Origin of the sequence: Streptomyces sp. NBC_00425, assembly GCF_036030735.1 — a bacterium.
In the GTDB taxonomy this organism is placed as follows: Bacteria; Actinomycetota; Actinomycetes; order Streptomycetales; family Streptomycetaceae; genus Streptomyces.
On sequence record NZ_CP107928.1, the window covers coordinates 1,245,358 to 1,267,227 of the forward strand.

Genomic DNA, 21,870 nt, shown 5'->3' on the forward strand with positions numbered 1-21,870 from the left:
TCCCGGTGACCCTCCGGGCCGGTTCGGCGCGCGGCCACGCCCGGCGCCGGGAAGACCCTCGACAGGTGGTAGCAGTGAGGACGACCCCGGCCCGCACCCCGGCCCGTCCCGCCTCGCCCCGCCCGAACCCGCTCGCATGCCCGCCCGCCCGCCCGCCCCAAGGAGACCGCAGACGTGCCGAGGCCCACCGAGAACCAGCAGAGCGACGTCACCCCCGTCGCGCTCACCGTCCGCCGGGCCGTCGCGGACGGACTGATCGGCGAGGGCCGGCCGGTCGCCGGTTTCGTCGACGTGCGGGGCGTGCGGAGCAGCGTCGCCGCCCTGCACGAGGCGTTCGCCCGCACGCCCGACGTGCTGCACACCTTCGCCGCCAAGGCCTGTCCGCTGGTCCCGGTGCTGCGCCTGCTCGCCGACGCCGGCATGGGCTGCGAGGTGGCCAGTCCCGGCGAGCTGCGGCTCGCGCTGGACGCGGGGTTCGCGCCGGCGCGCATCGTGCTGGACTCGCCCGCCAAGACCCGCGGGGAGATCCGCGAGGCCCTCTCCCTGGGCGTGGCGCTCAACGCGGACAACCTCGACGAGCTGGACCGGATCGACGCCCTGCGCCCCGCCGACTGCTCGTCCGTGCTCGGACTGCGGGTCAATCCGCAGGTCGGCGGCGGGTCCATCGGCGCGATGAGCACGGCGACCGCGACCTCGAAGTTCGGTGTGGCGCTGCGCGACCCCGGGGCCCGCGCCCGGGTCGTCGAGGCGTTCGCGCGGCGGCCGTGGCTGACCCGGCTGCACGCGCACGTGGGCTCGCAAGGCTGCCCGCTGCCGTTGATCGCGGAAGGTCTCGCCGACACGCACCGGCTCGCCGAGGACATCGACGACCGTGTCGGCCGCCGCCAGGTGAGCAGTCTCGACCTCGGCGGCGGCCTGCCGGTGAACTTCGCCGACGACACGGTCACGCCCACCTACGCCGACTACGTCGCCGCGCTCACCGCCGCGGAGCCGGCGCTGCTGGACGGCCGCTACCAGGTGGTCACCGAGTTCGGCCGGTCCCTGATCGCCAAGAACGGGTTCACCGCCGCCGTCGTCGAGTACGTCAAGGACGCCGGCGGGCGCCGGGTCGCGCTCACCCACGCGGGCGGGCAGGTCGCCACCCGGACCGTCCTCATGCCGGACGCCTGGCCGCTGCGGATCTCCGCGTTCGGCCCGGACGGCCTGCCCAAGCGGACGCCGCTCGTGCGGCAGGACGTCGCCGGGCCGCTGTGCTTCGCGGGGGACGTGGTGGCGTACGACCGGCCGCTGCCCGCGCTCGCCGAGGGGGACCTGGTGGTGCTCCACGACACCGGGGGCTACTACTTCTCGGCGCACTGGGCGTACAACAGCCTGCCGCGGCCCGCGGTGTACGGCGCGCTGCTCGACGAGGGCCGTGTCGCGTTCGCCGTGATCCGTCCCGCGCAGTCGGTGCGGGAGATCTCCGCGGAGAGCGGCCTGGCGCAGGCCGACGCCCTGCTCACCGGGTTCGACGACGCGCCGTTTCGCCCCTGACGGCGTCCGGCAGGCATCAGCGGCCCGAATCGGAGCACTCGCCCCGTTGTCGCCTGCCGAGGAGAGAACCGTGCTCTGGGTCGCCGTACTGCTTCTGCCGCTGCTGTCCGTCCTGCTGGCGGTGATGGACCGGGTCGAGACCCGCCTGCTCACCCCGGCTCCCGCCCACCGGCGTCACGCCTCGCCCCGACGCCGGCTGCGCCTGATCCGCGGCGGCGCGTCCGGCACCCCGCCCGAGGCCCCGGCGCCCGCCGCCCCCGCGGCCGAGCGCGACCGGCCGTCGCAGACCCGGGCCGCCTGATCTCGCAGGGCGGGCCGGGGGGTGACCCAGGGGCGGCGGTGTGCGACGCTCACGTCGGCATACGCGACGCAAGTCGTCCGTGTCACCGGCCGTTTCCTTCCAGGGAGAGTCAGCGGTATGCGCATCGGTCTGCTCGGCACCGGCCCCTGGGCGCGGATGGTGCACGCCCCCGTCCTCGCCGCCCACGACGAACTCGACCTCGTCGGCGTCTGGGGCCGGCGCCCCGAGGCCGCGAAGGAACTGGCCGGCCGGCACGGCACCCGGCCCTACGACGACGTCGACGCCCTGCTCGCGGACGTGGACGCGGTGGCCGTCGCCCTGCCGCCCGACGTCCAGGCGCAAGTCGCCGTGCGGGCCGCCGGGGCCGGCTGTCATCTGCTGCTGGACAAGCCCGTCGCCACGACGGTGGCGGGAGCGCGGGCCGTGGTGCGGGCGGCCGACCGGGCGGGGGTCGCCTCGGTGGTCTTCTTCACCAGCCGGTTCGTGCCGGAGGCCGACGCCTGGATCGCCGAGCAGGCGGGCGGCGGAGGCTGGTTCACCGGTCACGCCGAATGGCTCGGGGACGTCCTCCACGCGGCGAGCGACAGCCCGTTCGGCACGCCCTGGCGCGGCGAGAAGGGCGCCCTGTGGGACGTGGGCCCGCACGCGCTGTCGGTGCTGCTGCCGGTCCTGGGAGACGTCCGCCGGGTGTCGGCCGCGGCCCACGGTCCGGGCGACACCGTCCATGTGGTCCTGGCCCACGCGGACGGCGCCTCCAGCACCCTGACGCTGAGCCTGACGGCGCCGCCCGCGGCGGCCGGCGCGGGCGTCGAGCTCCGCGGGACGGCGGGGGTGAGACGGCTCCCCCAGGGCGACGCGGACGCCGGCCGCGCCTTCGCCCGGGCCGCGGAGGCCCTGCTCGGCGCGGCCCGCGACGGCCGCCCTCATCCCTGCGACGCCGCCTTCGGCCTGCGCGTCACCGAGATCCTCGCGGACGCCGAGACCCTGCTGGCGGACACGGCACGCTGACTCACGTCCCGTCGAACGGTTCGTCGCTCCAGCGGAACCACGCTTCGCCGCCGCCGACGTGCAGCAGGAACTCCGGAACGGGACCGCGCGGCGAGACCAGCGACACCCGCCGCCGGATCTCGTCGTACACCTCTTCCCACTCCTCCAGCAGCTCGTCCCGGTCCTGCTCCGCCAGAGCCAGCTCACGGGCGAACAGAGCAGCGACGGCGGCGTACCCCGGTCCCGGCGCGAAGCGCCCCGACAACCAGGGGAAGTCGGCCCCTGCGACGACGATCTCGCCGACGTCCTCTCCGCCGTGCGCGTCACGCACGTGCCAGACCTCGCCCTCGAACCCCACCGCACCCTCCGTCCCACGTGTCCGCTCGAACCGCCGGAGACACCCTGCCACCGGGGAACGACAGCCGCCCCTCACCCGAACCCGGAGATCGACCCGCTCGCGCACGACCGCGTCCAGCGGGTTTCTCGGCGTGCGGCGGGCGGGACCGAGGGGGAGCGTGGGGATGTGGGAGCACAGGACGGGGACCGGCGGGGCTGGCTGCGGGGCGCACCGCCGCCGCGCTGGGTGCGGGCGCTGCCGCTGCTGCTGGCGGCGGGCGTCTGCGTCGCCACCCTGGTCAGTCCCAGCCCGCTGGACATCGGCTTCCTGCTGGGCGCGATCCCGCCGCTGGCGGTGCTGTCCTACGGCCCCGCGGTGACCGCGGCGCTCGGCGCGGCCGTGATCGTCATGCTCGATGTGCCCGCGTTCCAGCTCGACCGGCCGGGGCAGACCGATGTGCTGACGGTGTTCTCCGTCGCGGCGCTGAGCGTGTTCGTGGCGTTCGTGCGCCGCCGGCGGGACGTCCAGCTGGACACCGAACGCACCATCGCGGAGGCCGCGCAGCGCGCCGTGGCGCCGCCGGTGCCCGAGCGGGTCGGGCCGGTGCGGTGCGCCGGTCTCTACCGGGCGGCGCAGCGCGGGACGCTGGTGGGCGGGGACTTCTTCGACGTGCGCGAGAGCGCTCACGGGGTGCGGGCGGTGCTGGGAGACGTGCAGGGGCACGGCCTGGCGGCGGTGGCGACGGTGTCCTCGCTCCTCGGGGCGTTCCGGGAGGCGGTGCTCGACCAGCCGGACCTGGAGTCGGTGGCGGCCCGGCTGGACCGCAGGCTGGTGGTGGACTCGGCGCGGGTCGCGCACGCCGAACTGTTCGCGACGGCCGTGCTGGTGGAGTTCACCCCGGACGCGGACGCCGTGCGCGTCGTCGCCTGCGGGCATCCGGCGCCCCTGCTGCTGCGCGGCGGGACGGTCACCGAGGTGGACGTCGTGCCGTGGACGCCGCTGGGGCTGGGCCTGCCGGGGGGCGCCCCGGTCAGCGCCTGCGTCGTGCCGCTGCACCCCGGCGACCGGCTCTTCCTCGCCTCCGACGGCGTCTCGGAGGCGAGGAACGCCGCCGGGGTCTTCTACCCGCTCCTGGACCGGTTGCCCGCGCTGGCGGCCGGCGCCGACCCGGCGACGACGGCCGGCCGGGTCTGGACGGACGTGTCGCGCCACTGCCCCGACGTTCGCGACGACGTCACGATGCTGGTCCTCGCCCCGACGCCCGGGGCGGCCCGCTGAGGGTCTCCGCGTCGCCCTCGGCGTCGATGTGCGGCAGGATCCGGTCCAGCCACCGCGGCGTCCACCAGGCGTGCGACCCCAGCAGGGTCATCACGGCGGGCACCATGAGCAGCCGCACGACGGTCGCGTCGATCAGCACGCTGACGGCGAGTCCGAGGCCCAGCATCTTGACGACGATGTTGTCGCTGATGATGAACGCCGCGAACACGCTCACCATGATCAGGGCCGCGCAGGTGATGACCCGGGCGGTGATCTCCAGGGCGTGCGCGACGGAGTCCTTCGCGTTCCCGGTGCGCAGCCAGGCCTCGTGCACCCGGGACAGCAGGAAGATCTCGTAGTCCATGCTGAGGCCGAAGATGATCGCGAACATCATCATCGGCACATAGCTCTCGATGGGCACGTCCCCGTTGACGCCCAGCGCGGGTCCGCCCCAGCCCCACTGGAAGACGGCGACGACGACTCCGTAGGAGGCCGTGATGGACAGGACGTTCAGGACGGCGGCCTTGACCGCGACGAGCAGGCCCCGGAACACGGCGAGGATGATCAGGAAGGCGAGACCGACGACCACGCAGATGATCAGCGGGAGCCGGCTGGCGACGATGTCACGGAAGTCGACCTGGGCGGCCGTGGTGCCGGTGACATAGCCCTTGGCGTCGTAGTCGGAGACCGCGTCGGGCAGGGTCGTGTCCTTGAGCCGGTTCGTCAGGCCGGTGGTGACGGCGTCCTGCGGCGCCTGGGTCGAGTAGACGGTGCCGATCAGGACGTCGCCGTCCTGGGTGGCGGTCAACGGGGTGACGGTGGCCGCGTCCGGTACGGCGTTCAAGGTCTTCTGCGCCTGGGACTGCAGGTCGGAGCGTTTGTCGGAGGGGACGGACGTCTGGTCGATGACGATCGTGAGGGGGCCGTTGGAGCCGGGCCCGAAGGCGTCGGTCATCAGGTCGTAGGCGCGCCGGTCGGTGAAGGAGGTCGGATCGGCGCCGTCGCCGATGTGGCCGAGCTGGATGGAGAAGACGGGGATGGCGAGGATCGCGATGACGGCGACCCCTCCCCCGAGGTACTGCCAGGGCCTGCGCTCGACCCGTTTGGCGTACCGGTGCCAGGTGCCGTGCGGGGTGGCGCCGGGCGCCGCGTCGGTCTCGGCGACGGGTCTGCGCACATGCCAGCGGTCGATGCCACGGCCGATGAGCCCGAGCATCGCGGGCACGAGAGTGAGCGCTCCGATCACGGCGGAGACGACGGTGACGGCGGCGGCGACGCCGAGTTTGCCGATGAAGGACACCCCGGACGCGTACAGGCCGGCCAGCGCGATGATCACGGTGGTGCCGGAGACCAGGACGGCGCGGCCGCTGGTGGCGGTGGCATGGCCGGCGGCCTCGGCGGGATCGGCGCCGTCGATCAGGCTCTGCCGGTGCCGGGTGATCAGGAACAGCGCGTAGTCGATGCCGACGCCGAGGCCGATCATGGTCGCGAGGGTCGGGGAGACGGTCGCGAAGGTGAACGCGGCGGCCAGCAGACCGAGGACGGCGAGTCCGCCCACCACCCCGATGAGCGCGGTGACCAGGGGCAGTCCGGCCGCGAGGACGCTGCCGAAGCCGATGAGCAGGACCACGACGGCCACCGCGAAGCCGATCCCCTCGCTGATGAAGTCGTTGGCCTTGGGACGGGCCAGTTCACCGAGCGAGCCGCCGTACTCGACGTCGGCTCCTGCTGCCCGCAGCGGCTGCACGGCCTTGTCAACGCCGTTCAGGTAGGCGTCGCCGAGGGTGTTGGGCTGCTGGTCGAAGCGGATGGTGATGTAGCCCGTCTTCCCGTCGCTGGACACCGGGCCGACCTTGGTGGGGCTCTGCGAGAGGGGGTTCTGCGCCGACAGGACATGGGGCAGCTTCTGCAGGTCGCCGACCGTGGTGGACATCTGCGAGCTCAGCGCGCTCAGGGCCTGCTTGTCGTCGTGCATGACGATCTGGGCGCTGTACCCGCCGGCCTGCGGGTCGTGCTCCTCGAGGACGTCGAGGCCCTTCTGGGACTGGGTGTCCGAGAGCGCGAAGTCGTCCTCGAAGGTGCCGCCGACGGCTCGGTCGATCACCTGCAGGGTGACCAGGGCCACCAGCCAGGCGATGATCACGACGAGGTAGTGACGGGCGCACCAGGCGCCGAGCCTGCGCAGTGCCCCCCGTTGGGGTTTCCCGGCAGCGGTGGGTTCCATGAGCTGGGCCTTCCATGCCGTGCGGCGTCACCGCACAGTGGTTGGGTCGCCCCGACACAGCCCATTAGACCTCCGCGCGATCACCGCGGCATCTCGGCGGCGGTGATCGGGATTGCGGGGCGCGGCCGCAGGATGAATGGTGTTAGTACATTCCTTCGGACGCGAGGAGCAGACACCATGCCGACGTCACAGCCCGGCGCCGCCCGGCCCTCGCCGGACCGCACCACCCCGGACAGCCTGCTCCACACCCGCACCGGGACCGAGGTCTCGCCGGAGGACATGGTCCTCGCCACCGGCCGCGACCTCACCCCGCGCAACCTCGCGTGGGCCCGGCGCAAGCTCGACGAGGAGGGTCCCGGCGCGATCGAGAAGGTGCTCCCCTAGAACCTCCGCCGCCTCCACAACCGTATCCACCGGCGCATCCACCGCCGCAGATCTTCCGCCGCCCTTTCCCTGGGCGCCCCCGCACTGCCAGACTGCGGAGGGTGCCCGACTTCGACATGCTCGTCCTCGGATCAGGTCCCGGCGGTCAGAAGGCCGCCATCGCCGCGGCCAAACTGGGCCGCCGGGTCGCCGTCATCGATCGCCCCGACATGGTCGGCGGCGTCTCCCTCCACACCGGCACCATTCCCTCCAAGACACTGCGCGAGGCGGTGCTCTATCTCACCGGCCTCACCCAGCGCGATCTGTACGGTCAGAGCTACCGGCTGAAGGAGAACATCACCGTCGCCGATCTGACCGCCCGCACCCAGCACGTGGTGGGGCGTGAGATCGACGTCATCCGCAGCCAGTTGTCCCGCAACCACGTCGCCCTCTTCGCCGGCACCGGCCGCTTCGTGGACGACCACACGATCGCCCTGCGGGAGGCCACCGGCCAGGAGCGGCTGATCGGCGCCGAGCACATCGTGATCGCCACCGGCACCCGGCCGGCCCGCCCGGACAGCGTCGAGTTCGACGGCCGGACCATCCTCGACTCCGACAACGTCCTGACGATCGAGCGGGTGCCGCAGTCGATGGTCATCGTCGGCGCCGGCGTGATCGGCATGGAGTACGCCAGCATGTTCGCCGCGCTCGGCAGCAAGGTGACGGTGGTGGAGAAGCGGGCGGGGATGCTCGACATGTGCGACGTCGAGGTCGTCGAGTCGCTCAAGTACCACCTTCGGGACCTCGCGGTGGCCTTCCGGTTCGGCGAGACCGTGGCCGCCGTGGAAAGACACCAACGGGGCACGCTGACCGTCCTCGAGAGCGGCAAGAAGATACCGGCCGACGCGGTCATGTACTCGGCGGGCCGGCAGGGCCTCACCGACGGACTCGACCTGGAGAAGGCCGGGTTGACGGCGGACCGGCGCGGGCGGATAGAGGTCGACGAGCACTACCGCACACCGGTCGGGCACATCTACGCCGTCGGCGACGTCATCGGTTTCCCGGCCCTCGCCGCCACGGCGATGGAGCAGGGCCGGGCGGCCGCGTACCACGCCTGCGGCGAGCCCGTCGGGCGGATGCACCACCTGCAGCCGATCGGCATCTACACGATTCCGGAGATCAGCTTCGTCGGGCGGACGGAGGACCAGCTGACCGAAGAGCGCGTGCCGTTCGAGGTGGGCGTCGCCCGCTACCGCGAACTCGCCCGCGGGCAGATCATCGGCGACGCGCACGGCGTCCTCAAGCTGCTGGTCTCCCCCGAGGACCGCACGCTGCTCGGTGTGCACTGCTTCGGCACCGGAGCCACCGAGCTGATCCACATCGGGCAGACGGTGATGGGCTGCGGCGGGACCGTCGACTACCTGGTCGACGCGGTGTTCAACTACCCGACGCTGGCGGAGTCGTACAAGGTAGCCGCCCTCGACGCCACCAACCGGCTGCGGCAGTTGGAGCGGATGGACGACTGACCGGGCCCGCGCCCCCGCGGGCCGGTCTACTCCTCGACGATGTGGACGGCGGCCTCCTCGGCGGCCGCCGCACCGCCGTCGATGCCCACGTCCTCGGCGATCTCCTCCTTGACGGCGTCGGGGTGGGCGCCCTCGTCGGGGGCGACGAGGCGGCCCGCGCGCCGGTCGCCGGCCTCGGGGTCGACCGGCTCGCCCTCGCCGCCTGGCAGGTCGCCGACGCCGTCCCCGGCCGGCGCGGACACGTCCGGGACCTCCTGGGCGAGGCGCTGGTCGAGACTCTCGCCGTCGTGCTGCTCGGCCGCGGTGGTGCCGTACTTGGTGACGCCGAGCGGTTTCTCCGGCGGGGAGTAACCCTCGTCCAGGACGTCGTCGTAGGTGCGTTCGTCGACGGCGTCCTGAAGGTCGAGCGGAGCCCTGTCCTCCTGCTCCTCGTCGGATCCGGTGGGCTGGTAGACGTCGTCGCCCATCGCTTCGGACTCCGTGCCCATGGGGTGCCTCCTCGTCGGCCGGACTGCTGTTCTCCCCGTCCGCGTTTCCCGTGCGGCCCGCTCCAATCGCGACGCACGTGCGACACATGCCACCTGCACGGTCGGCCGGGAAGATTACCCATCCGTCAATCTTGAAACCTCAATAGTTGGGGCTATAGTCACTCGCACACTCGGTGTAACCGTCCGCCGACGCAGTGCTCGAACAGTGTCCTTGCGCGCCCCTGTCCGCCGACGTTCCCGAGGCCATCCCTCTCGCGCGCGGCGGCGCTCCACGCAACTCCACGTCCCACCCACCCCCCATTCACCGCCGGGCCCTTCCCCCTCCGGCGTGCACGACGAAAGCAGCGCCAACCATGAGCAACAGCACCGGAAGAGGGCTTCAGGCGAATGTGCTGAGCACCTTCGACACGGTGGTGATGGCGGTCGCGGGCAGTGCCCCCGCCTACTCCATCGCCGCCACTACGGCGGTCCTGGCGGGCGCCGTGGGTCTGGCCGGCCCGGCGGCCCTGCTGTACTGCGCGATACCCATGCTGGGCATCGCGCTGGCGTTCAGCCGCCTCAGCCGGATCGACGTCAACGCGGGCGCCAGTTACTCCTGGGTGGGCCGCACGCTCCACCCCTTCCTCGGCTTCATCAGCGGCTGGGCGCTGGTGATCTCGGCGACCATCTTCATGGTGGCGGGGTCGCTGCCGGCCGGGTCGATGACGCTCGCCCTGTTCGACGAGGACCTCGCCGCGAACACCGCGCTGTCCACCGTGGTCGGCGCCGCCTGGTTCCTGGTGATGTTGGCGGTGGTGCTGGGCGGGGCCCGGCTCACCGTCCGCGCACAGCTGATCATGTCGGGGGTCGAGCTGACGATCCTGGCGCTGTTCGCGCTGCTCTGCCTGTTCCACACGGACAACTCCCTGCCGTTCGACTGGTCCTGGTTCGGCTTCGGCCACTTCGACGGCGTCTCCGGCTTCGCCGCGGGCGCGTTGGTCGCCGCGTTCTACTACTGGGGCTGGGACGTCACCAGCAACCTCAGCGAGGAGACCCGCAACAGCCGCCGCACGACCGGTCTGGCGGGACTGATCGGCGTGGGCGTCGTCTTCCTCCTCTTCGAGGTCTTCACCGTCGCGGTGAACATCGTCCTCAGCTCCCAGCAGATCGACGACAACGGCGCGAACGTGCTGGCCGCGCTGGGGGAACAGGTGTGGCCGGGCTGGGGCGGCAAACTGCTGATCGTGGCCGTGATGCTGTCCACGGTCGCCACGTTGGAGACGACCCTGATCCAGGTGACGCGCTCGCTGTTCGCGATGGGCCGCGACCGTACGATGCCGTCCGCGCTGGGCCGGGTGCACCGCACCTGGAACACGCCCTGGGTCGCGATCGTGGTGGTGGGCGGGGTGGCGCTGGTGCTGTTCGTCGCCTCCAACGCGCTGGGCTCGGTGGGCGACATCCTCGCCGACGCGATCTCGGCCATCGGCCTGCAGATCGCCGTCTACTACGGCCTCGCGGGTCTGGCGGCCGTCGTCGCGTACCGCAAGACCCTGCTGAGGTCGCCGTCGGACTTCGTCCTCGGCGGACTGTGGCCGATGTTCGGTTCCGTGTTCATGTTCTGGGTGTTCGCGGAGTCGCTCGGCGAACTGGCGCCCACCGCGATCGCCATCGGCATCGGGGGTCTCGCCGTGGGGCTCGTGCCGATGCTCTGGTACTGGCGGCAGGGCAGTGAGTACTACCGGCCCGCCCGGCTGGACGCCGCACGGACCGTCGAGACCGACTACGTGCCCGAGGGGCGGCCGGACGGGCAACCGGTCGTCCACGAGGGCCTCTCCACCGACTTCTGAGAAGGAACGTGATGGCGCGGGACCGCTTCGCTCCCGATTTCGATCCCGACTGCGGGGACGCCCCCCTCTCCTCCGTCAAACACGACATCGTCATCGGCCGCTGGCAGGGTCTGCGGGAGCTGCTGCGGTCGACCGGGCCCGACTGGCTCGCCCGCGGCCACCGGATGCGGATGCTCGCGCAGGCCTGCGCGAGCAGTTCCACGGTGGAGACCTGGCTGGCCGCCGAGCCGCACAGCGCCGACGCGCTGGTGCTTCGGGCGGCCACGGAGACGGCCCGGGCGTTCAACCTGGCCGTCTCCGCGGGCCGGGGCGCGCCGATCGACCAGACCCGGGTCGACGGCGCGGTCCTGGCGTGTCTGGCCGCGACCGAGGCCTATCTGGACGACCCGACGCCGTGGACCTCGCTGATCTCGGTCGCCCGCCTCTACCCCGCCGGGGTACGACGGCAGGAACTGGCCCGCTGGTGGGACGAGTTGCACCGGCGCGACCCCTACAGCATGGAGGGGCACCTCCAGGTCCTGCACTACTACTCCGCCCGCTGGCACGGCTCGCACGGGCTGATGTACGACTTCGCCCGGGACGCGGCGGGGGTGGCTCCGCCGGGCTGCCCGCTGCCGGTACTGGTGCAGTACGCGCGGGTGGAGGAGTTCCGCCACGCCGTCGACACCGCGCACGGACGTGCCACCTCGGTGGCCCTTGCCCAGCACTGGAACAACGACGGCGCGGTCGGCGACGTCCGCCGCACGTGGGACCGCTGGTTCGCCGGCCGCCAGGAGGGCGCCGTCGCCCCGGGTGAGCTGCGCGACGTCAACCACCTGGCCCACGCGGCGTGCGCGGCGCGGGTCACCGACGTGGCCGCCCCGCTCCTGGCCCGACTCGGCCGCCGGGCGACGCGCACCCCGTGGTCCTGCACCGGCGACCCCGTCCAGCAGATCGTCAAATACCGCAGGGACCACGGAGTGCGCGACTGAGCGTGGTGCGGGGTCAGCGAAAGTTGGGGCCCCGGTGCGTCGGCTGGCGGGGCGCCGGACGCGCCGGGACCGGCGGCGCCGGGCGCACGACGGGGCCGTCCCCGTTGACGTGCACGGGCTCCCCGTGATGGCGGATCGTCAGCGGCTCCCCGGACAGCAGGGTGTACGCGGTCTTCTCCGGGCCGATCTCCACCCGCAGGCAGCGGCCGAGCACCTGCACGCTGAAGGCGAGGCGGCTGAACCGCTCCGGCAGCCGGGGCGCGAACCGCAGGGTGTCCGCGTCCCTGCGCAGTCCCCCGAACCCGGCGACCAGGGCCGTCCAGGTGCCGGCCAGGGACGCGATGTGCAGTCCGTCCCGCGTGTTGTGCTCGAGGTCGGCCAGGTCCATCAGCGCGGCCTCGGCCGTGTACTCGTAGGCCAGCCGCAGATGTCCGGCCTGGGCTGCGATGACCGCCTGGCAGCAGGCGGAGAGCGAGGAGTCGCGGACGGTCAGCGGCTCGTAGTAGGCGAAGTTGCGGGCGAGCTGCTCGTCGTCGAAGTGACTGTCGCAGGTGTACATCGCCAGGACCAGGTCGGCCTGTTTGACCACCTGCTTGCGGTAGAGGTCGAAGTAGGGGAAGTGCAGGAGCAGGGGGTACTGGTCGGGGCGGGTGCCGTCGAAGTCCCAGTGCTGGTAGCGGGTGAAGCCGGCGTGCTGTTCGTGGACGCCGAGATCGTGGTTGTAGGGCACGGACATCGCCTCGGCGGCGTCCCGCCAGGCCGCGCTCTCCTCGTCGTCGACGCCCAGCCGGGCGGCCTCCTGCGGATGGCGTTCGACGGCGTCGGCGGCGGCGAGGAGGTTCGCCCTGGCCATGAGGTTGGTGTACACGTTGTCGTCGGCCACCGCGCTGTACTCGTCGGGGCCGGTGACCCCGTCGATGTGGAAGTGGCCGTGCGCGTCGTGGTGGCCGAGCGCACGCCACAGCCGGGCCGTCTCGATGAGCAGCTCGACGCCCGTGGTCCGTTCGAAGTCGTGGTCGCCCGTGGCCGCCACGTACCGCACCACGGCGTCGGCGATGTCGGCGTTGACGTGGAAGGCCGCCGTCCCGGCCGGCCAGTAGGCCGAGCCCTCGGACCCCTCGATGGTCCGCCAGGGGAACGCGGCGCCGCGCAGCCCGAGCTGGGCCGCGCGCTCCCGGGCCGCGGGGAGCGTGTTCTGCCGCCAGCGCAGGGCCTCGGCGACCGCCACGGGCGCCGTGTAGGTGAGCAGGGGCAGCACGAACGTCTCGGTGTCCCAGAAGGCGTGGCCGTCGTAGCCGGAGCCGGTCAGCCCCTTGGCCGGGATGGCGCGCTGCTCGGCGCGGGCGCCGGCCTGCAGGACGTGGAAGAGGGCGAAGCGGACGGCCTGCTGGATCTCCTCGTCGCCGTCCACCTCGACGTCGGCGCGGGTCCAGAAGTCGTCCAGGTAGGCGCGCTGTTCGTCGAGGAGGCCCGCCCAGCCGCTGTGCCCGGCGGCGGCGAGGGCGGCCTCCACCTGATCGCTCATCGCGGGCCGGGAGCGGACGCCGGACCAGCCGTGGGCGACGAGCTTCTCCACCCGCAGCCGCTGGCCGGGCTCCAGCACGGAGGTGACGGTGAGCCGGGCCACGTCGACGTTGCTCTCGCTGCTGAGGGTGGTCCGTTCGGGGCCGCTCACCTCGTGGTCGGCGGCCACGGCGACGCGCAGCCCGCTGCGCTTCGTGCGGTGGACCAGGCGCAGCCGGCGGCCCGTCGCGACGTCCTCCTCGGGTTCCAGCGGCGACTTCAGGGCGCGGGCCGCGCGCGGGTCTCCGTCGGGGTCGGGCAGGCTCTCGTTCGCGACCAGCTCGGACTGGATCACCACCCGGGAGCGGCTGCCGACGGCCTCCACCTCGTAGGCGACGGCGGCGACGGCCCGCTGGGCGAGCGACACCAGCCGGGTCGAGCGCACCCGGACCGTGGAGCCGGCCGGCGAGGTCCATTCGCAGGTGCGCTCCAGCACGCCGCGCCGCAGGTCGAGCACCCGCTCGTGCGCGACGAGCCGGCCGTAGCGCAGGTCGAAGGGCTCGTCGTCGACCAGCAGCCGCAGGATCTTGCCGTTGGTGACGTTGATGACCGTCTGCCCGGACTCGGGGTAGCCGTAGCCCGCCTCGGCGTAGGGCAGGGGGTGCAGCTCGTGCACGCCGTTGAGGTAGGAGCCGGGCAGGCCGTGCGGCTCGCCCTCGTCGAGGTTGCCGCGCCAGCCGACGTGCCCGTTGGAGAGCGCGAACACGGACTCGCTCTGGGCCAGGACGTCCAGGTTGAGTTGCGTCTCGCGCACGCACCACGGCTCGACGGTGTAGGACCGGTCGGTGATCACGCGTCCCCTCCCTGCCCGATGAGGTCGTCCAGATCCTTGACGACGACGTCGGCGCCGTGCGCGTACAGCGCATCCGTCTGTCCGACCCGGTCAACGCCGACGACGTGCCCGAAGTTCCCCGCGCGGCCCGCGTCCATGCCGGCCAGCGCGTCCTCGAAGACGGCCGCGCGGGCGGGCTCGACGCCCAGGTCGCGGGCGGCGGCCAGGAAGGTGTCGGGGCGCGGCTTGCCGGGCAGGCCCCGTTCGGCCGCCACGACGCCGTCGACGCGGACGTCGAAGAGGTGCTCGGCGTGGATGGAGCGCAGCACGTCGCGGGTGTTGGCGCTGGAGGAGACGATCGCCGTGCGCAGACCCCGCGCGCGTGCCGCCTCGACGTAGCGCAGGGTGCCGTCGTACGGCTCGACGCCGTCGGTGCGGATCCGCTCGAGGAGCAGCTCGTTCTTGCGGTTGCCGAGCCCCTGGACGGTCTGCGCGTCGGGCGGGTCGGCGGGGTCTCCCTCGGGCAGTTCGATGCCCCGGGAGGCGAGGAAGGTGCGGACGCCGTCGGCGCGGGGCCGGCCGTCCACGTACTCGTCGTAGTCGCCGGCGGAGTCGAACGGCCGGTAGCCCGCGCCGTCGCGCGCGTGCAGGAACGCGTCGAAGGTCTCCTTCCAGGCGGCCGCGTGCACCACCGCCGTCCGGGTGACGACCCCGTCGAGGTCGAAGAGGCAGGCCTGGATGTCGTCGGGAAGACCGAGCGTCGTCGTCATACAAGCCCGGTTCCCCCGCAACGCCTCTCCCAACGGTGTGGCGCGCACCACATGTGCGTCCGGGACCGCCGCCCGGCCGCCGTCGTCGGCCGCGGTCGTGGCCCCCGGCGTGCGTCCGGGGCCCTCATCGGTCAGTCGTGGGGGAAGGAGTGGTGCTCGTGCGCGATCAGCCAGCGGCCGCGCTCCTTGCGCAGGCCGAAGGTGAGCCGCAGCCGCAGGCCGGGGCAGTCCGCGAGCTCCTCGGGCGTGCCGCAGCGCAGCAGGGCGTGGGCGTAGGCGACGTCGTGCCCGGCGGTGACGTCGAGGGTGTCGATGTCGAAGCGGGCGCCCTGGGCCTGCCAGACGAAGAACGGCGGCCAGGCGGCCCGGTAGGCGGCGAGGCCCCGGATTCCCTCGTGGGGCGCGGGCACGTCGTACATCACCAGGTCCTCCGCGTGGTGGTCGACGACCGTGTCGAGGTCTCCACGGTGGACGGCGTCGGCCCAGCGGGTGATCAGGGTGCGGATCTGCGTCTCGTCGTCGGACACGGGCGTCCTCCTCTCCTTGCGGGTCTCCTGCCAGGAGACTGCGACACTCTGCTGTGTGCTCACTTTCGACGATCTGGTCCTGCGGGCCCGCTCGCTCGCCGGGGACGGCCGCCGGCGCACCCTGCTCGGCATCGCCGGCAGCCCCGGCGCGGGCAAGACCACCCTCGCCGAGCGCCTGGTGCGGGAGCTGAACGGCGCCGGGGAGCCGTGGGCCGCGCAGGTCCCGATGGACGGCTTCCACCTCGCCGACGTCGAGCTGGACCGGCTCGGCCGACGGGACCGCAAGGGCGCGCCGGACACCTTCGACGCGGCCGGCTACGCGGCCCTGCTGCACCGGCTGCGGGAGGAGACGGACGGCGGGGACGTCGTGTACGCGCCGGGCTTCGAGCGGGTGCTGGAGCAGCCGCTCGCGGGGGCCGTGCCCGTCCCGCCGGAGGTGCGGCTGGTCGTCACCGAGGGGAACTACCTGCTCCTCGGCACGGGGGCGTGGGCACGGGTGCGGGCCGCGCTGGACGAGGTGTGGTTCTGCGAGACGGACGAGGACGAGCGCGTCCGCCGGCTGGTCGCCCGGCACGAGGAGTTCGGCAAGGGGCACGAGGCGGCGGTGGCCTGGGTGCACCGGAGCGACCGTCGCAACGCCGAGCTGGTCGCGACGACGCGGGACCGGGCCGACCTGGTGGTGCGGGTGGGGGCGCCGGATGGGGCTTGACCTCACCGTGCTGGCGCTGGACTGGGGCCGTTGGGAGCGGACGCCGGCGGCCGGACGGCAGGTGCTGCTCCACGAGGCGGCGTGCCCCGACGGCCTGGACCCGGGGGCGCCCGAGGCGGGCTGGGTGTTCCCCGCCTCGCCGAAGGTGCCCTGGTGCGGCCGTTACGAGTTCCACAGCACGACCGGGTCCTACGCACCGCACTTCTGGGCGGGCGAGGGCTGGGACACCGCCCGGGGGTTCGCCGACCCCGCGCTGCGGGACGCCCTGGACGGCTTCCTGCTCCCCCTGGTCCGGGACGAGGACGACATGCCGGGGGCTGGCCTCCTCCCCTCGGACCGCACTGCGTGGGGCATGCGGCTGCTCCTCGTCGGCCCGCCCGCCCGGGTGGCCGGGCTCGCCGCTCACTGGGCCCGTGCGCAGCCCCTGCTGGAGGGATTGCGCACGGCGTACGACCGGCACGCGGCACGCCCCGGCGGGTCGATCGCGGACTTCGACGCGTTCACCGTGCTGCTGGGCGAGTGGGCGGTGGTGGTCGACGAGGCGGCGCGGCGCGGCTGGGGACTGCTCGGGCTGCCTGTCTGAGGACCGGTCTCGGTCGCCCGCGGCCTGCCGCCTGCCGCGCGCCGGGTGGGCGTCGCCCTCCGCGGGGGCGCGCCGTCGGGCGCCGTCCGGGCCGCGGCGCGAGCGGCCGGAGGCGGCCCGTCACACGGCCGGTGCGGACCGGCCGGCGCGCAGTGCGACGGTCAGTGTGTGCGGGCCGAGTCCACCGAGGTAGACGCGGTTCCCCGTCGTCGCGTCGGTGCCGCCCACCACGGTGTGGTCCTGGCCGGGGTCGTACCGCAGTACGTCGCTGCGCTCCGGCCCGGCGAGCGGTTCGCCCGCCTCGACGTCGGCCACGACCCGGATCTCGTCGTCACCGACCCGGTAGGTCATCGGCCCGGTGGTCAGGCACCGGTGTCCGTCGCCGACCGGTTCGCCGCCCTGCGTCGTGCCGCCGGGCCGGAAGGTGAGTTCGAGCGCCCAGGGCACGCGCGGTCCGCTGATGTCGATCCGCAGGTCGGCGCCGTCCTCCCGCAGGTCCACCTCGACCCGGGTCGTGTGCGAGACCTCGTCCCGGGGCCGGTCCGAGAAGGCCATGGCGGCCGAGAAGCGGCCCTCGTCCGCCATCCGGTAGACGCCGTCGTCGCGCCGCCGGTCCTTCGCGAGCGGCTGGTAGTAGGCGGCCGTGAGGGTTTCGGTGAGGACGTAACGGTTGTCGGCGAGCCGTTGCATGTCGGCGGCGCGGAACGGGCCGAGGTCGAAGAACCCCCGCGACAGCCGGACCGCGTCGAGGACGGCGTCGCCGGCGAACAGGCGCAGAAAGGTGGGATTGCAGGCGAGGCCGGAGCGGATGCGCCGGTGCTCCGGCACGTCGGAGCCGCCGTACACCACGGTGTGCGCGGTGGCCGAGGCGCGTGCGGCGAGGCGCGCGGTGGTGACGTACCGGTCGCGGGGCAGTGTCTCCGGGGCGGGAGCGGGCAGCGCGCGGCACAGGTCCGGGGTGAGGAGGGTCTCGGCGAGCAGGTCGGGGTCGTCGATGCCGCCGGCGGCCGCCAGCCGAGCCGCCCGGGCGAAGTCGCCCCGTCCGGTGCGGACGGCGAGCAGCCGGTAGTGCGGCAGGTAGGGGGCCAGCGGGAACGGGTGGTGCTGGTCCTGCCGTCGCGAGTGGACGGTCTCCACCGTGCCGTCGGGCCTGATGAGGTCCAGGGTGGCGGTGAGATTGCGTTCGACGGCGTCCAGCAGGTCGGCCCGGCCGAGGACGCCGGCCAGCAGCAGCAGCGAGGGGTTGGAGACATGGGCCGCGTAGTTGGCGCTGCGTTCCGAGTACAGGCCCTCCGCGTCGATGTCGACGCCCTCGGCGAGCCACTCCTCCACGCGGTCGAGCAGCCGGCCGTCGGGGAACGACCGGTGCAGCCGGGCCAGGGCCGCGGACAGCTCCCAGCGGTGGTTCGGGGTGTGCACCCCGCCGGTCAGGAGACTACCGGAGGCGGCGCCGGCGATCTCCGCGAGCGCGGCGGTGACCTCGTCCAGTTCGGGCCCGGCGCCCGCGGCGAGGACGTGCGCGTCGCACACGTCGTTGACGGTGAAGGCGGAGTCCGGCGGTGACTGCACGTTGTCGCCGCCGGCGAAGAGGCCGGTGGACGTCTGCGTGGCCCGCAGGGCGCGCAGATGGGTCGTCGCGGCGGCGACGGCCCCGCCGCTGCCGTGCAGTGCCGACTCCGGGGAACGGTACGCCGCGACCAGGGTCTTCACCCGGCGTGCCAGAGCGCGGTGGGGCACCCCGACGGGTTCCTCGTCGGGGCCGGCCGCCAGCGGGGCGGCCGGCCGGTCGGCGGCGCGGGCCGCCGCGCGGACGAACTCGTGGTCGAGCTGGGTGGGCACGGTCAGTCCTTCAGTCCGGCGTTGATGTCGGCGCCCATGACGTAGCGCTGGAAGACGAGGAAGACGAGGATCAGGGGGATCATGGAGATCACCGAGGCGCCGAGCAGTACCGACCAGTTGATGTTCTGCGCGCCGACGATGCTCTGGATGCCGATCTGCACGGTGAACTTGTTCGGGTCGTTGAGCATCAGCAGCGGCCAGATGTAGTCGTTCCACCGCCACTGGAAGGACAGGATGGCGAGGGTCAGCATGATGGGCCGGGAGATCGGCACCATGATCCGCAGGAAGATCGACAGCTCGCGCGCGCCGTCGATGCGTGCGGCTTCCACGAGTTCGTCGGGCACCGTCAGGAAGAACTGCCGGAACATGAAGCATCCGGTCGCGGTGAGCACGGCGGGGAGGATGATGCCGGCGAAGGAGTTGTAGAGGCCGAGGTTGCGGACCACCAGGAACTCCGGGGCGAGCATGACCTCGCCCGGCAGCATCGTGGTGGCCAGGATGCAGATGAAGAACGCCTTGAGCCACCTGTTGTCGTACTTGGCCAGCGCGTACCCCGTGCAGCAGCTGACGCCCACCGTGAGGATCGTCGTGATCACGCACACGATGGCGGTGTTGATGAAGTACTGGGAGAAGTTGGCGCTGTCCCACGCCGCCTTGAAACCCGACAGGGTGGGGTCGTGCGGAACCAGCGTCAGCGGATAGGAGAACAGGTCGCTGGCCGGCTTGAAGGAGCTGAGGATGAACCACAGCACCGGAAGCCCGTACAGGCACGCCAGGATCCACAGCAGTGTCGTCGCGGACACCGCCCGCCGGATTCCGCCGCTGCCCGCGCCGCGGGACCGCTTCTTGGAGACGGTCCGTCCGGAACCGGCGTCGACCGGGCGTGGGATGTCTGTGGTTGTCATCGGTTCTCCACCCGCCGGTTGACGATCAGCTGGACGATCGCGACGGCCATCAGGATGAGCATGAGCACGAACGACGCGGCGCTCGCGTAGCCGATCTGGCCCCGTTTGAAGCCGGTCTCGTAGATGTACTGGACGAGCAGGTTGTTCGAGGTGCCGGGGCCGCCGTTGTTGAGGGCGACGAACACCGGGTATTCCTTCATCGCGTTGATCGTGTTGAGCAGGATGACGATGAACGAGGTGGGCGCGATGCTCGGCAGCGTGATGCTGATGAACTGGCGCCACGGGCCGGCGCCGTCGAGCGCGGCCGCCTCGTAGTACGACACCGGCACGTTCTTGATCGCCGCGATGAACAGCAGCATCGAGAAGCCCGTCCAGGCCCAGGACGCCGCCATCACCACCACGATCAACGACAGGTCCGCGTTCGACTGCCACGGGACGGCGCTTCCGCCGAGCTTCTCGATGACGTAGTTGACCAGTCCGAAGTTCTCGCCGAACAGCCACCGCCACAGGACGCCCACGACGATGGGCGACAGCAGCCACGGGATGAAGAAGATGACGCGGGCCACCGACGCGCCCTTGGCGTGCTTGTTCACCACCAGGTTGGCGGCGAGCAGCGAGAGCCCGAAGTTCAGCGGGACGAAGAGCACCGCGTACAGCAGCGTCCGGGTCAGCGCGTCGTAGAACGTGGAGTCGCCGACGAGGTTGTGGTAGTTGTCCAGCCCCACGAACTGGAACGCCCCCACGCCCGTGTAGTTCGTGAAGGAGTAGACGAACCCGATCACCGCCGGCCAGACGAAGAACAGCGAGAAGAGCACGACATTGGCCGCGATGAGGACGAGCGGCGCGAGGACGTAGCGGCTGCGTCGTCTCCTGGGCGGGCTCGCGGACACGTCCGGGGCGTGTTTGGTCATCTTCCTGACTCCGTGCTGGTGGAAGGGATCTTCGTGGGCTCACGCCATGAGCCCGGCATCACGTGGGCGCCCAGGGCCGGGCGGCGGGGGTTCAGGCCCCGCCGCCCGGCCCTCGGGCCTACGATCCGGTGCCGACCTGCTGGTTGTAGCCGGCCACGATGTTCTCCAGGGCCTTGTCGGGCGACTGCTGGCCGTTGATCGCCTTGCCGAGCTCCGTCTTGGTCGGGTCCTCGGTGATGCTCTTGCCCTTCAGCACCCAGGCCGTCTGCGCGTTGTTGAAGTAGCCGGAGATCGGGGCGTAGAGCGGGATCTCCTCGTTGTACAGCTTGAACGCCGCCTGCGCCGCCGGCGAGGTGAAGGGGTACTTCGGGTTCAGTCCGCTCTCGACCGGCAGGAAGCCGGACGTCTCGCACAGCGTGCGGTAGTGGTCCGGCTCGTACAGCCAGGACATGAACTTGGTCGTGGCCTTGGCCGCGTCGCCGTTGTTGTTGAAGCCGACCATCATGCCGCCGGCGTTGACGTCGGAGGCCTGCACCGGCTCGGCGGGGGTCGGGACGCTCGCCCACTCGAACTTCTTGATGCTCTCGGCGAAGGAGGCGACCTGCCACACGCCGGACCAGTAGGCGACGACGTCACCGCTCTGGAACATGGCCGACGGGTCGGCGCCGCTGGTCCACACCGACTTCGGCATGGTCTTGTCGTCGTTCCAGCCGACGAAGGTGTTCACGGCCTTCTTGGTCGCGTCGTCCGCCGAGAACTTGCCGGAGTCGTCCGCGTGGACGTACTTGCCGCCCATCTCGTACACCATGGCGCGCAGCCGGGACGGTGACTGGTCGAAGGTCAGGGAGTACTTGGCCTTGGTCTTCTCGCGGACGGTGTTCGCCGCCTTGATGAAGTCGGTCCAGGTCCAGGTCTTGTCGGGGGAGGTCGGGAACGCGACGCCGGCCTTCTCGAACAGCGACTTGTTGATGTACATGCCGGACGCGGTGACGTCCGAGGGGATCGCCAGCACCTTCCCGGAGTCGTCCTTGGCGATGAAGTTCGCGTTGATCTTGTTGGTCTTGTTCTCGGCGATGGACTTGAGGTCGATCAGCTTGCCCGACCAGATCGGGTCCAGCGACGGCACGGCCGCCACGTCGGGCAGGGAGTTCGCCTGCGCGGCGTTCTTCAGCTTCGTCGTGTACCCGTCGTAGGGGATGTTGACGAGCTTGACGTCGACGCCCTCGTCCTTCTTGTACTGCGCGATCAGCTTCTTCCAGCCCGCGTCCTGCCCCGGAACCGTGGAGATCCAGAACGTCAGGGACTTGGAGGTGCCGCCCGAGCTGCCGTCCGACCCGCAGGCGGAGAGCAACAGGGCGCCTGCCGTGGCCACGGCAGCGAGGGGAACCATCCGGCGTATGCCGCCGCGGCCGAGTCGGCGGGAGCGCCGCACACCCACACTGGTCATCTTCGATCCCTTTTCGTCGTAGGGGACGGAG

General features: G+C 72.2%; 20 protein-coding genes and 1 pseudogene. 10 read left to right on the forward strand and 11 right to left on the reverse strand.

Annotation, left to right across the window (positions count from 1 at the left end; genetic code table 11):
• Positions 1–174: 174 nt before the first annotated feature.
• The 3 genes from OHS82_RS05410 (at position 175) to OHS82_RS05420 (ending at position 2,842) form a co-directional block, all read left to right on the forward strand.
• Positions 175–1,533, forward strand: a complete 1,359-nt coding sequence (locus OHS82_RS05410; protein ID WP_057581846.1) for a diaminopimelate decarboxylase — start codon at positions 175–177, stop codon at positions 1,531–1,533.
• A gap of 70 nt (positions 1,534–1,603) precedes the next feature.
• The gene (locus tag OHS82_RS05415; protein ID WP_328433394.1) at positions 1,604–1,834 is read left to right on the forward strand and encodes a hypothetical protein; all 231 of its coding nucleotides are present in this window, start codon (positions 1,604–1,606) and stop codon (positions 1,832–1,834) included.
• Positions 1,835–1,951: 117 nt separating this feature from the next.
• A complete protein-coding gene (locus OHS82_RS05420; RefSeq protein WP_328433395.1) occupies positions 1,952–2,842 on the forward strand; it encodes a Gfo/Idh/MocA family protein in 891 nt (296 codons plus the stop codon).
• 1 nt (position 2,843) lies between these two features.
• Here OHS82_RS05420 and OHS82_RS05425 read toward each other — a convergent pair whose 3' ends face one another.
• Positions 2,844–3,179, reverse strand: a complete 336-nt coding sequence (locus OHS82_RS05425; protein ID WP_057581843.1) for a hypothetical protein — start codon at positions 3,177–3,179, stop codon at positions 2,844–2,846.
• A gap of 165 nt (positions 3,180–3,344) precedes the next feature.
• Here OHS82_RS05425 and OHS82_RS05430 point away from each other — a divergent pair, with 165 nt between their 5' ends.
• Positions 3,345–4,436 (forward strand): PP2C family protein-serine/threonine phosphatase, encoded by a 1,092-nt coding sequence (locus tag OHS82_RS05430; RefSeq protein ID WP_328433396.1) that lies wholly within the window; start codon positions 3,345–3,347, stop codon positions 4,434–4,436.
• Here OHS82_RS05430 and OHS82_RS43420 read toward each other — a convergent pair.
• Together OHS82_RS43420 and OHS82_RS43425 are read right to left on the reverse strand one after the other, a co-directional pair.
• Positions 4,393–5,370 carry an MMPL family transporter gene (locus OHS82_RS43420; protein ID WP_370444172.1) on the reverse strand — a complete coding sequence of 326 codons (978 nt, stop codon included), beginning with the start codon at positions 5,368–5,370 and terminating at the stop codon, positions 4,393–4,395. The genes OHS82_RS05430 and OHS82_RS43420 overlap by 44 nt on opposite strands.
• 141 nt (positions 5,371–5,511) lie before the next feature.
• Positions 5,512–6,639, reverse strand: a pseudogene (locus tag OHS82_RS43425) (MMPL family transporter); the annotation flags it as partial.
• Between the two features lie 177 nt (positions 6,640–6,816).
• On the opposite strand from OHS82_RS43425, the gene OHS82_RS05440 reads away from it, so the two are divergent.
• Positions 6,817–7,023, forward strand: a complete 207-nt coding sequence (locus tag OHS82_RS05440; protein ID WP_057581840.1) for a hypothetical protein — start codon at positions 6,817–6,819, stop codon at positions 7,021–7,023.
• 101 nt (positions 7,024–7,124) lie between these two features.
• A complete protein-coding gene (gene sthA / locus OHS82_RS05445) occupies positions 7,125–8,528 on the forward strand; it encodes a Si-specific NAD(P)(+) transhydrogenase (RefSeq protein WP_057581839.1) in 1,404 nt (467 codons plus the stop codon).
• Positions 8,529–8,554: 26 nt separating this feature from the next.
• Here the strand turns inward: sthA and OHS82_RS05450 are convergent, their stop codons facing one another.
• On the reverse strand, positions 8,555–9,016 hold the full coding sequence (locus OHS82_RS05450) for a DUF5709 domain-containing protein (protein ID WP_057581838.1): 462 nt from the start codon (positions 9,014–9,016) through the stop codon (positions 8,555–8,557).
• A 353-nt stretch (positions 9,017–9,369) separates the two neighbouring features.
• Between OHS82_RS05450 and OHS82_RS05455 the strand changes: the two genes are divergently transcribed.
• Entirely contained in the window at positions 9,370–10,842 is a 1,473-nt protein-coding gene (locus tag OHS82_RS05455; protein ID WP_057581837.1) for an APC family permease, read from the forward strand.
• A gap of 11 nt (positions 10,843–10,853) precedes the next feature.
• Positions 10,854–11,813 carry a hypothetical protein gene (locus tag OHS82_RS05460; RefSeq protein WP_057581836.1) on the forward strand — a complete coding sequence of 320 codons (960 nt, stop codon included), beginning with the start codon at positions 10,854–10,856 and terminating at the stop codon, positions 11,811–11,813.
• A gap of 13 nt (positions 11,814–11,826) precedes the next feature.
• On the opposite strand, the gene OHS82_RS05465 is transcribed toward OHS82_RS05460, so the two are convergent.
• The 3 genes from OHS82_RS05465 to OHS82_RS05475 form a co-directional block, all read right to left on the reverse strand.
• Complete coding sequence (locus OHS82_RS05465; protein WP_057581835.1) at positions 11,827–14,169, reverse strand: glycoside hydrolase family 65 protein; 2,343 nt, start codon at positions 14,167–14,169, stop codon at positions 11,827–11,829.
• Positions 14,166–14,918 carry an HAD family hydrolase gene (locus OHS82_RS05470; protein ID WP_328433397.1) on the reverse strand — a complete coding sequence of 251 codons (753 nt, stop codon included), beginning with the start codon at positions 14,916–14,918 and terminating at the stop codon, positions 14,166–14,168. Before OHS82_RS05470 ends, OHS82_RS05465 begins: the two co-directional genes overlap by 4 nt.
• A gap of 131 nt (positions 14,919–15,049) precedes the next feature.
• Positions 15,050–15,445 carry a YybH family protein gene (locus OHS82_RS05475; protein ID WP_057581833.1) on the reverse strand — a complete coding sequence of 132 codons (396 nt, stop codon included), beginning with the start codon at positions 15,443–15,445 and terminating at the stop codon, positions 15,050–15,052.
• Positions 15,446–15,500: 55 nt separating this feature from the next.
• Between OHS82_RS05475 and OHS82_RS05480 the strand changes: the two genes are divergently transcribed.
• Together OHS82_RS05480 and OHS82_RS05485 are read left to right on the forward strand one after the other, a co-directional pair.
• Positions 15,501–16,154 (forward strand): nucleoside/nucleotide kinase family protein, encoded by a 654-nt coding sequence (locus tag OHS82_RS05480; protein WP_057581832.1) that lies wholly within the window; start codon positions 15,501–15,503, stop codon positions 16,152–16,154.
• Positions 16,144–16,737, forward strand: coding sequence for a hypothetical protein (locus OHS82_RS05485; RefSeq protein WP_057581831.1), 594 nt, complete (start codon positions 16,144–16,146; stop codon positions 16,735–16,737). The genes OHS82_RS05480 and OHS82_RS05485 overlap by 11 nt, the downstream gene beginning before the upstream one ends.
• 120 nt (positions 16,738–16,857) lie before the next feature.
• On the opposite strand, the gene OHS82_RS05490 is transcribed toward OHS82_RS05485, so the two are convergent.
• From OHS82_RS05490 to OHS82_RS05505, 4 genes are all read right to left on the reverse strand, one after another.
• Positions 16,858–18,576: a hypothetical protein gene (locus OHS82_RS05490; protein ID WP_328433398.1), complete on the reverse strand. Its 1,719-nt coding sequence runs from the start codon at positions 18,574–18,576 to the stop codon at positions 16,858–16,860.
• Positions 18,577–18,578: 2 nt separating this feature from the next.
• Entirely contained in the window at positions 18,579–19,481 is a 903-nt protein-coding gene (locus tag OHS82_RS05495) for a carbohydrate ABC transporter permease (RefSeq protein ID WP_057581829.1), read from the reverse strand.
• Positions 19,478–20,392, reverse strand: coding sequence for a carbohydrate ABC transporter permease (locus OHS82_RS05500; protein ID WP_057581828.1), 915 nt, complete (start codon positions 20,390–20,392; stop codon positions 19,478–19,480). Before OHS82_RS05500 ends, OHS82_RS05495 begins: the two co-directional genes overlap by 4 nt.
• A 118-nt stretch (positions 20,393–20,510) precedes the next feature.
• Positions 20,511–21,839: an extracellular solute-binding protein gene (locus OHS82_RS05505; RefSeq protein ID WP_057581827.1), complete on the reverse strand. Its 1,329-nt coding sequence runs from the start codon at positions 21,837–21,839 to the stop codon at positions 20,511–20,513.
• Positions 21,840–21,870: the final 31 nt, after the last annotated feature.

Coding starts and splice junctions, on each gene's coding strand:
- OHS82_RS05460 (WP_057581836.1), top strand. CDS start 10,854: ATGGCGCGGGACCGCTTCGCTCCCGATTTCGATCCCGACTGCGGGGAC.
- OHS82_RS43420 (WP_370444172.1), bottom strand. CDS start 5,370: ATGACCGACGCCTTCGGGCCCGGCTCCAACGGCCCCCTCACGATCGTC.
- OHS82_RS05500 (WP_057581828.1), bottom strand. CDS start 20,392: ATGACCAAACACGCCCCGGACGTGTCCGCGAGCCCGCCCAGGAGACGA.
- OHS82_RS05470 (WP_328433397.1), bottom strand. CDS start 14,918: ATGACGACGACGCTCGGTCTTCCCGACGACATCCAGGCCTGCCTCTTC.
- OHS82_RS05505 (WP_057581827.1), bottom strand. CDS start 21,839: ATGACCAGTGTGGGTGTGCGGCGCTCCCGCCGACTCGGCCGCGGCGGC.
- OHS82_RS05495 (WP_057581829.1), bottom strand. CDS start 19,481: ATGACAACCACAGACATCCCACGCCCGGTCGACGCCGGTTCCGGACGG.
- OHS82_RS05455 (WP_057581837.1), top strand. CDS start 9,370: ATGAGCAACAGCACCGGAAGAGGGCTTCAGGCGAATGTGCTGAGCACC.
- OHS82_RS05420 (WP_328433395.1), top strand. CDS start 1,952: ATGCGCATCGGTCTGCTCGGCACCGGCCCCTGGGCGCGGATGGTGCAC.
- OHS82_RS05440 (WP_057581840.1), top strand. CDS start 6,817: ATGCCGACGTCACAGCCCGGCGCCGCCCGGCCCTCGCCGGACCGCACC.
- OHS82_RS05485 (WP_057581831.1), top strand. CDS start 16,144: ATGGGGCTTGACCTCACCGTGCTGGCGCTGGACTGGGGCCGTTGGGAG.
- OHS82_RS05450 (WP_057581838.1), bottom strand. CDS start 9,016: ATGGGCACGGAGTCCGAAGCGATGGGCGACGACGTCTACCAGCCCACC.